This window comes from Streptomyces hainanensis (genome assembly GCF_004348415.1).
GTDB classification, from domain to species: Bacteria; Actinomycetota; Actinomycetes; order Streptomycetales; family Streptomycetaceae; genus Streptomyces; species Streptomyces hainanensis.
In genome coordinates this window covers 1-8,172 of record NZ_SMKI01000364.1, presented here as the reverse complement: position 1 = coordinate 8,172, position 8,172 = coordinate 1, and the positions used below count along the sequence as shown (strand labels likewise).

Below are 8,172 nucleotides of genomic sequence, written 5' to 3'. Positions count from 1 at the left end.
GCTCCCGGGTGGGTGGGCATGCTGGAAAGGCATGTCCCATGCGGGGCTATCTCGACGTCCTCCACATCCCCGACCTGCGCGTTCCGTTGGCCGCCACGGTGCTCGGCGCGCTGCCCCTCGGCATCCTGGGGCTCGGCGTGCTGCTGTACGCGCACGAACTGACCGGATCGCTCGCCGTCGGCGGCCTCGCGGCAGCCGCGTTCGGCCTCGGCAACGCCGCCGGCGTGGTCGCGCAGGGCCGACTGATCGACCGCCACGGGCCGGCCCGTGTCCTCGCGCCCACCGGCGCGGCCTGCGCGGCCTGCGGTGTCGTGCTGGTGGCCGCCGCGCCAGCGGTGGCCCGGCCGGGATTCGTCCTCGCGGTCAGCGCCGGAATGGGGCTCGGCATTCCGGCGACGGTCGCCAGCATGCGGGTGCTGCTGGCCGAGACGATCCCGGTGCCCGAGTCCCGAACGGCCGGCTACGCGCTGCTGGCCGTGCTGTTCCACCTGGCCGTGCTGACCGGGCCGCTGGTCGCTTCGCTGCTGGTCGTGCTGGTCGGACCCGGCGGGGCCGTGGTGACGGGTGGCCTCCTGGCCGGCGGCGCCGGGCTGCTCTTCGCCAGGACCCGGGCCTCCCGGAACTGGCGGCCTCGGCCGGCCTCGCCACGGGAGGCCGGCCGCCGTGGGGCCGGTCTGGCGGTCCTGTTGCTGATCAACGCCGGGACGGGGATCTCGGGTGGCGTCGTCGCCGTCGCCGTGCCGGCTGCCGCGCTCGAACTGGGCACCGCCGCGGACAGCGGGCCGCTGATCGCGATGTCGTCGGCCGGCGAGATCGTCGCGGGGCTGTCCCTGGGAGCCCGCCGATGGCGCTGGTCGGCGGCCCGGCTGCTGCTGGCGTCCCTGACCGCCTCGGCCGTTGCCGTCGCTCTGACGGCCTGGGCCGCGGGCAGCCTCCCGCTGCTCTTCCCCGCCCTGTTCCTGGTCGGCCTGTGTACCGGGCCGTGCGCCGTCGCCTCCTCGGCCCTGCTGGACACACTGGCCCCCCGGGCGGGCCTGACCCGGGCGTACACGCTGATGGTGAGCTTCTTCCTGGTGGGCGCCGCGATCGGCAACGCGGTGGGCGGAGGACTGACCGAGCACCTCGGCCACCGGGGAGCCCTCGCGCTCGCCGCCTGCTTGCTCGCCGCCCTCCTGGCGGCGGGCGTCTCGCTGCGACGCGCTCTCGAACCCCCGGCCCGGTGACGGGGACGTCGATCCGTGCGAGGCGGGTCCCGTTGACGGTCAGGGCGACCCGGAGGGGGCGCGGGTCACCAGCCCGGCCACCTCGGCCGGGTGGGTGAGCTGCGGGTAGTGCCCGGCCCCCGCGACCTCCAGCACCTCGTGCTCGACGGGGACGACGAGCGGGTCGGCCGCGCCCACCACGATCCGGACCGGGACGGCGACCCGGTCCAGCAGGGCCCGGAACTCCGCGCGCCGGCCGTGCGCGGCGCGCAGGGCCGCGACCACCCGGCGCGCCACGCCGGGGCGGCGCAGGTCCGCCGCGGCGCTCGCCACCGCGGGGCCGGCCGGGAGGCCGAGCGTGTCGGCCAGCCGGGCGGCGGACATCCCGCGCAGCCGCACCGCGGCCAGCCGCGAGCGGACCAGCCGTGGGCTCGGGGGCTGGAGGAACGCCGGTGATACCAGGACGAGTTCACCGACGCGTTCCGGTCGCTCGACGGCGAGGCGCAGCGCGGGGCCGCAGGCCAGCGAGTGCGCGACCAGGGTGGGGCGGGTGCGCACCTCGTCCAGCAGTTCGGCCAGCCACGCGTGCGTCGGCCGGTCGGTGGGGGAGGAGCGCCCCAGGCCCGGCAGGTCGGGGGCGAGGACCGGGCCCGGAAGGTGGGCGGCGAGCGGCGCCCAGAGGTCGGCGTTCATCGGCAGGCCGTGCAGCAGGACGTGCTCGGGACGGTGCCGGTCGCCCGTCACCCAGGTGCGGCTCCCGGCCACGGCGCGGAAGCCGTACGCGGCCGACCAGGGCGAGCCGGCGCCGAACCCGGCGGCCACCAGGTCGTCGGCCCAGGCGCGCAGCGCGTCGGCGACCGGAGGCTGTTCGAGGCCGACGCCGGCGGCGAACGCGTCGGCCGAGGCCGTCGGGTAGCGGTCGGTGGAGAGGAAGTGCAGCGTCTCCGGGTCGGCTCCGGTCAGCGCGCGCGGCAGGCGCCGCACCAGGCCGACCGGGATGGTCCGGCGCGGCGCCCGCACGCCCAGGTGGTCGGCGACGGTGCCGATCAGCTCGGGGAGCGGAGGGGTGGCGTCGTCCAGCACCCAGTGGTGCTCGCCCGTGGGGGCGTGGGGGAGCTCGGCCAGGAACCGGGCGAGGTGGCCGACCGTGACGACCGGGAGGAAGGTGTCGGGACCGCCGGGCAACGCGGGGAGCCGCCCGTGCCACAACTGCCGGACGAGGGTGGCCAGACCGACGTACTGGCCCGGGCCGATCACCGTGCTGGGGTTGGCGATGTTCAGCGGGACCCCCAACTCGCGGGCCCGGGCGCGCACCGCGAGGTCGGCCTCCCGCTTCGACGCCTCGTACGCACCCGACGCGGCCGGGTCGGGCCCGACTTCGGCCGCGCTGACCCGGTAGCCGCTGATGTGCACCAGCCGCCGCGGCTCCGGCAGGGTGGCGGCCCAGTCGAGGACGTTGAGCGCGCCGGTCACGTTAACCGCCCGTGCCTCGTCCACGCCGAGCCCGAAGGCGTACCGCGCGGCGGAGTTGTAGACGACGCGCGCCTCGGGCAGGCCCGCGAGCGGGCGGGTGATGTCGGCGGTGACGACGGCCAACCGGTCGGTGCCGACACCCTGGGCGGTCAGCCACGGGGTGAGGGTGTCGTTCCGCACCGCCGCCGCCACCCGTTGCCCCCGGCGGAGCAGCTCCGCGACGAGGGAACGGCCGACGAAACCGGTCGCGCCGAAGACGATGGCGTCCAAGGAAGCCTCCCAGAGTAAACAGGACGGTCTACATATTCTTGGGCCGAAGGAGAGGCCCGCCGGTCGACGGCGGGCCGATCGACGGCGGGCGGTGCTAGCCCAGCAGGGCGGTGATCTGCCGGGTGACGCGGTCCAGCGGCTCCCGGCTGCGGTGCGCCCGGGCCAGCAGCAGCGCGCCCTCGACGAGCGCCAGGATCGTGACGGCGAGATCGTCGGCGTCCCGGCGGTCGCCCAGCATCACTCGGAGGGCGGCCTCCCACGACGTGTAGACCTCCGAACACGCCGCCTGGAGCGGGTCGTTGGTGGCGGCCGTCTCCAGTGCCACGGTGGCCACCGGGCATCCGCTGCGCCACCCCGACCCTTCGAGCCGGTCGCCGAGGTGTCGCAGCACGCTCGCGGCGAACTCCGCCGCCGACGGGGCGGATTCGGCCAGCTCCGCCAGGTCGGCGCCGATCGCCTGGCCGGCCCGGCGCACCGACTCGCCCACCAGGTGGTCCTTGCCGCCGGGGAAGTGGAAGTAGAGGGAGCCGCGCGGCGCGCCGCTGACCGCGACGACCTCGTTGAGCCCGGTGCCCGAGTAGCCCTTGGCCTCGACCAACTCCCGTGTCGTGTCCAGCAGTCGGTTGCGCGTGTCGGCGCCTTTCCGTCCCATGGCCGAGGAGACTAGACCGGTCTACATATTCCCGCAACCGCTTGCCCTGGTGGCCGGGTTTGTTGTGATGGATTTGTGAGACTAGTGGGCTGTACGTGACGGTCTGGCGGTCTAGTCTCCCCTCAGGGGGCGGCTGGCCCCGAACCGCGTGGGGGCGAGGGCAGGGGACAGATGCACGGCGACGTCAGCGACTTCGGTTACGGCGCGATCACTCCGGTGGCCGCGTTTCTCATGGCCTGCCTCGGCGGCGCGTTGGGCCTCCGGTGCGTGGCCCGGTCCGTCCACTACGACGAGGGGTGGAAGCCGGGCTGGTTGGCCATGGGGGCGACGGCCATGGGCTGCGGGATCTGGTCGATGCACTTCATCGCCATGGTCGGCTTCGGGATCGACGGGGCGCGCGTCGGGTACGACGTGACGCTCACGGTGTGGAGCCTGGTGGTGGCGATCCTCGTGGTCGGCGTCGGCGTGTTCGTCGTCGGCTACCGCGGCGCGAGCCGCCCCGTCCTGGCCGTGGCCGGCACCTTCACGGGCCTGGGGGTGGCGGCGATGCACTACCTCGGCATGGCGGCCATCCGCTTCAACGGCGAGATCCGCTACGACCCGTTCACCGTCGCCCTGTCGGTGCTCATCGCCGTCGCCGCCGCCACCGCCGCGCTCTGGGCGGCCGTCTCGGTGCGGGGCGTGCCGTACTCCCTCGCGGCCAGCCTGGTCATGGGCGTGGCCGTCACGGGCATGCACTACACCGGCATGGCGGCCGTCAGCGCCGAACTCCACGGCGCGGGCCACCTGTCGGCCAGCGGCGACTCGCCGGTCTCGCTGCTGCTGCCCATGCTGGTCGGGCCGGCCGTCTTCCTGGTCCTCGCGGCCGTGGTGATCACCCTCGACCCGCTGCTCGTGCTGGGCGACGGCGAGTGGAACGACGGGCGGCGGGACGCCCTCGGGAGCGACGGCGGTGGACACGGCGGTCGACGCGGCGGCGGGGCCGACCGCGGTGGCCCCTCGCCCGTCGCCGTCCGGCGGCGCTGAGCGAGGGGCCGGTGCGTCGGCCTCAGTGGCCGCCGTGGTCGGCCGTGCCGTCCTCGCCGCCGTGGCCCGCGTCGGGCGCGGTGCCGTCGCCCGCTGCCGCGGTCACCGTGAACTCGGCGGTGCGGACCTCCCCTTCGTGCTGGAAGTCCAGGTAGAGCCGGTAGTCGCCGGCGCTCGGCGCCGTGGTGCCGAACGCGATCTCGGGGCCCGGGTCGGTCTCGCCGTCGCCCGGGGTGCCCTGCGGGTGGACGTGGAGATAGGCCAGGTCGCCGGCGCGCAGGGCGACCAGGTGGCCGTAGGCGCCCAGGTAGGGCTCCAGGTCGGTGACCGGCTCGCCGTCCCGGCTGACGGAGAGCGTGAGCTCGCTCTCGGCGCCGGCGGCGAGATCGCCCTCCAGGGTGACCGTGTAGCCGTCGACGGTCGCGGTCCGCGCCGGCTCGGGCAGCTCGCGGGGCGTGAACTCGCCGGTGACGGCGAGGTCGGCGCCCAGCGTCACCCCGCCGTCCGGGTCGCCGGCGGGGGCGAAGTCGGCGAAGACCCGGTGGTCGCCCGCGGTTTCGAAGGTCAGCGGCACGCTCCAGACGCCGTCGGCGCCGAGCTCCGGGTGCACGTGCTGGAAGCCGGAGAGGTCGCGGCGGACCACGATCAGGTGCAGGTCCTTCTCGTGGCTGGTCTCGTAGTCGGTCCACGGTTCCCCTTCCGGGCCGAGGATCCGGAACCGGAAGTCGGTGGGCTCGCCGGCGCGCGGCAGCTCCGCGGGCGGGACGAGGGTGTAGCCGCGCTCGGAGATCTGCAGCCCGCCGGGCGGTTCGGCCGCCGGTGTGGCCGCCGCGTCGGTGCCCTCGGTCGAGGGTTCCCCGTGCTCGTCGTCGTGTGCGGCCGTCGGTTCCGCGTCGACCGGGCCCACGGCGTTGCCGATGCCGAAGGCCACGCCGAAGGTCAGCGCGAGGCCGGCCCCGAAGGCGCCGACCCTGGTGATGGTCCTCATCGTGTTGCCCGTCCTGGGGTTCCGGGGTGGCGGTGCCCGGCCGCCGCGTGGCGGCCGGGCACCGGCGGTCGTGATCAGTGGCAGCCGCCGCCGCAGCAGCTGGCGGCGGGGGCCTCGCCCTCGGGCCCGGCGACGACCTCGTAGCCGGCCTCCTCCACGGCGGCGCTGACGGCCGCGTTGTCGACCGGGCCCTCGCTGGCGACGGTCACCCGGCCGGTTTCGAGCACCACCTCGACGCCGGAGACGCCGGGGATCCTGCCGACCTCGGCGCTGACGGAGCCGACGCAGTGAGCGCAGGTCATGCCGCTCACGGTGTAGGTGGAAACGGTCTGCGCGGTGGGTGCGGTCATGGCGGTGCCTCCTGTGTCCTGGCCATCTCGACGAGGACCAGTGAATACCCCAGGGGGGTATCAAGTCAAGTCGGGTCGGCCCCGGCCGCCGGAGATGTCCCGGCGGGAACTGTCGCCGGCCGGCCCGCGTCTCCCTACGCTGAATGCGGACATGTCAGTTGGGGGAGGGGAATCGGAGACATGGACGGGAACTTACGCGCCCGCGGAAGCCGCCGGCCGCTGCTGAGCGCCGTCGTGGTCGGGCTCTGCGCCATCCTGGCCGGCCTCGGCGCCGTGGTGCTCACCCGGGACGACGGGCGCGGCGACTGCGTCCGGCTCGAGGTGAACTCCTCCACCGAGAAGGGCGGGCTGCTCGCCGAACTCGCCGAGGAGTACAACGACGCCGACCGCTCGTTCCGCGTCGCCGACGAGGACACCTGCGCCGAGGTGGCCGTCTCCCGGCTGACCTCCGGATTGGCCATGGAGGCGCTGGCCCGCGGCTGGGACCCGGCGATCGAGGACGCCCCGGAACCCCAGGTGTGGGCGCCCAGCTCCGGCCTCTGGCTCGACCTGCTCGCCGAGCGGGCCGCCGCCGGCGACCGCTCCGTCGAGGTGCCCGAGGAGAACCCCAGCCTCGCCCAGAGCCCGCTCACCATCGCCATGCCCCGCCCGATGGCCGAGGCGCTCGGCTGGCCCGACGCCGAGCTCGGCTGGGCCGACGTGCTCTCCCTCACCCGGAACCCGGACGGCTGGGGCGCGTTGGGCCACCCCGAGTGGGGCTCGTTCTCCCTCGGCAAGGACAACCCCAACACCTCGACCTCCGGACTCGCCGCCACCGTCGCCGCGTTCTACGCGGCCACCGGCGTCTCCAGCGACCTCACCAGGGAACAGGTCGCCGACCCGGCGGCCCGGGACTTCGTCGCCGGCGTCGAGGACGGCGTGCTGCACTACGCGGACGACGCGGTCACCTACATGGAGAACCTCGCCGAGGCCGACGCCTCGGGCCAGGCCATGACCTACACCAGCGCCGTGCTCGTCCAGGAGCAGCTGATCCACCTCTACAACCAGGGCGCCCCGGACGGGAATCCGGAGCGCATCGGCGAGGGAAGGCGCCCCGAGGTGCCGCTGGTGGCCGTCTATCCCGACGACGGCACCCTGATGCTCGACCACCCCTTCGTGGTGCTCCCCTCCGCCGACGACGCCCAACGCGCCGCCGCCGACGACCTGTTGGACTTCCTGCTCGAACCGGGACCGCAGCGCCGCCTCGCCGAGATCGGCTTCCGCGACCACGAGGGCACCCTCAGCGAGGAGTTGGCCGAGTCGGTCAACGCGGAGGGCGACACCGGCCGCGAACTCGCCCTGATCTCACCGCCGGCGCCCCAGGTCCTCACCGCGATCCTCGACGCCTGGGACGAGGTGCGCAGGAACGCCCGGGTCACCCTCGTGATGGACGTCTCCGGATCCATGAACCAGCCGGCCGGCGACGGCCGCAGCCGGCTCCGGGCCGCCCAGGACGCGGCCCTGGCGGCCCTGGAGCTCTACCACCCGGACGACGAGGTCGCGCTGTGGGCGTTCTCCACCGAGACCGCCGACCACCCGGCCACCCCCTACCGCGAGGTCCTGCCCGCCACCCGGATCGGCGACGGCGGCACCGAGCGCCTGACCGACGCCGTCAACGGCCTGTACGCCGAGGGCGGCACCGCCCTCTACACCTCGACCAGGGCGGCGCAGCAGGCGATGCTCGCCGACTACGACCCCACCAGGATCAACGCCGTCGTGGTGCTCAGCGACGGCCAGAACGAGTACCCGGCCGACAACGACCTCGACGCCCTGCTGCGCGACCTGGACGCCTCGCAGCTCGAACGCGTGATCCGCGTCTTCGCCATCGCCTTCGGCGAGGAGGCCGACCTCGACACCCTGGACCGGATCGCCGGCGCCTCCCGGGGCGCCGCCTACGACGCGCGCGAGCCGGACACCATCGACGCGGTCATGCGCTCCGTGTTCAGCAACTTCTGAGCCGCGTCGACGCGGGGGAGAGGAACGGAAGATGGCACACCCGGTGGGCATCGTCGCCGCGGCCCTGCTGGGCGCGGCCGGGGCCGCGGTGACGGGCCTGGCCGGCGCGGCGCCGCCGTTCGCCGGGGCGACGGGCGTCGGCACCGCCGTCCTCGTCTACGTCGCGTACGCCCGCGCCGCCGGCCCGGGCGCGGCCCCCGCGCCCCGCCGCGAGAC

8 protein-coding genes are annotated in these 8,172 nt (G+C 75.0%); 4 read left to right on the top strand and 4 right to left on the bottom strand.

Going from position 1 to position 8,172, the window contains the following annotated elements:
* Positions 1–38 precede the first annotated feature (38 nt).
* Complete coding sequence (locus E1283_RS26990; protein WP_132820767.1) at positions 39–1,223, top strand: MFS transporter; 1,185 nt, start codon at positions 39–41, stop codon at positions 1,221–1,223.
* A gap of 39 nt (positions 1,224–1,262) precedes the next feature.
* Here E1283_RS26990 and E1283_RS39525 read toward each other — a convergent pair whose 3' ends face one another.
* Positions 1,263–2,945, bottom strand: coding sequence for an alpha/beta fold hydrolase (locus tag E1283_RS39525; protein ID WP_207930536.1), 1,683 nt, complete (start codon positions 2,943–2,945; stop codon positions 1,263–1,265).
* A gap of 94 nt (positions 2,946–3,039) precedes the next feature.
* Positions 3,040–3,597 (bottom strand): TetR/AcrR family transcriptional regulator, encoded by a 558-nt coding sequence (locus E1283_RS26980; protein ID WP_132820765.1) that lies wholly within the window; start codon positions 3,595–3,597, stop codon positions 3,040–3,042.
* Positions 3,598–3,768: 171 nt separating this feature from the next.
* Between E1283_RS26980 and E1283_RS26975 the strand changes: the two genes are divergently transcribed.
* On the top strand, positions 3,769–4,623 hold the full coding sequence (locus E1283_RS26975; RefSeq protein ID WP_165956254.1) for an MHYT domain-containing protein: 855 nt from the start codon (positions 3,769–3,771) through the stop codon (positions 4,621–4,623).
* Positions 4,624–4,645: 22 nt separating this feature from the next.
* On the opposite strand, the gene E1283_RS26970 is transcribed toward E1283_RS26975, so the two are convergent.
* Positions 4,646–5,611, bottom strand: coding sequence for a hypothetical protein (locus E1283_RS26970; RefSeq protein WP_132820764.1), 966 nt, complete (start codon positions 5,609–5,611; stop codon positions 4,646–4,648).
* A 74-nt stretch (positions 5,612–5,685) separates the two neighbouring features.
* On the bottom strand, positions 5,686–5,961 hold the full coding sequence (locus E1283_RS26965) for a heavy-metal-associated domain-containing protein (protein WP_132820763.1): 276 nt from the start codon (positions 5,959–5,961) through the stop codon (positions 5,686–5,688).
* Between the two features lie 180 nt (positions 5,962–6,141).
* Between E1283_RS26965 and E1283_RS26960 the strand changes: the two genes are divergently transcribed.
* Together E1283_RS26960 and E1283_RS26955 are read left to right on the top strand one after the other, a co-directional pair.
* On the top strand, positions 6,142–7,956 hold the full coding sequence (locus tag E1283_RS26960) for a vWA domain-containing protein (RefSeq protein ID WP_132820762.1): 1,815 nt from the start codon (positions 6,142–6,144) through the stop codon (positions 7,954–7,956).
* Between the two features lie 31 nt (positions 7,957–7,987).
* On the top strand, positions 7,988–8,172 hold a 185-nt coding region (locus E1283_RS26955; protein WP_207930535.1), incomplete at its 3' end, for a hypothetical protein.

Excerpts from the sequence above, each read along its gene's own strand:
- E1283_RS26990 (WP_132820767.1), top strand. The coding sequence starts at position 39 with ATGCGGGGCTATCTCGACGTCCTCCACATCCCCGACCTGCGCGTTCCG.
- E1283_RS26980 (WP_132820765.1), bottom strand. The coding sequence starts at position 3,597 with ATGGGACGGAAAGGCGCCGACACGCGCAACCGACTGCTGGACACGACA.
- E1283_RS26975 (WP_165956254.1), top strand. The coding sequence starts at position 3,769 with ATGCACGGCGACGTCAGCGACTTCGGTTACGGCGCGATCACTCCGGTG.
- E1283_RS26970 (WP_132820764.1), bottom strand. The coding sequence starts at position 5,611 with ATGAGGACCATCACCAGGGTCGGCGCCTTCGGGGCCGGCCTCGCGCTG.
- E1283_RS26965 (WP_132820763.1), bottom strand. The coding sequence starts at position 5,961 with ATGACCGCACCCACCGCGCAGACCGTTTCCACCTACACCGTGAGCGGC.
- E1283_RS26960 (WP_132820762.1), top strand. The coding sequence starts at position 6,142 with ATGGACGGGAACTTACGCGCCCGCGGAAGCCGCCGGCCGCTGCTGAGC.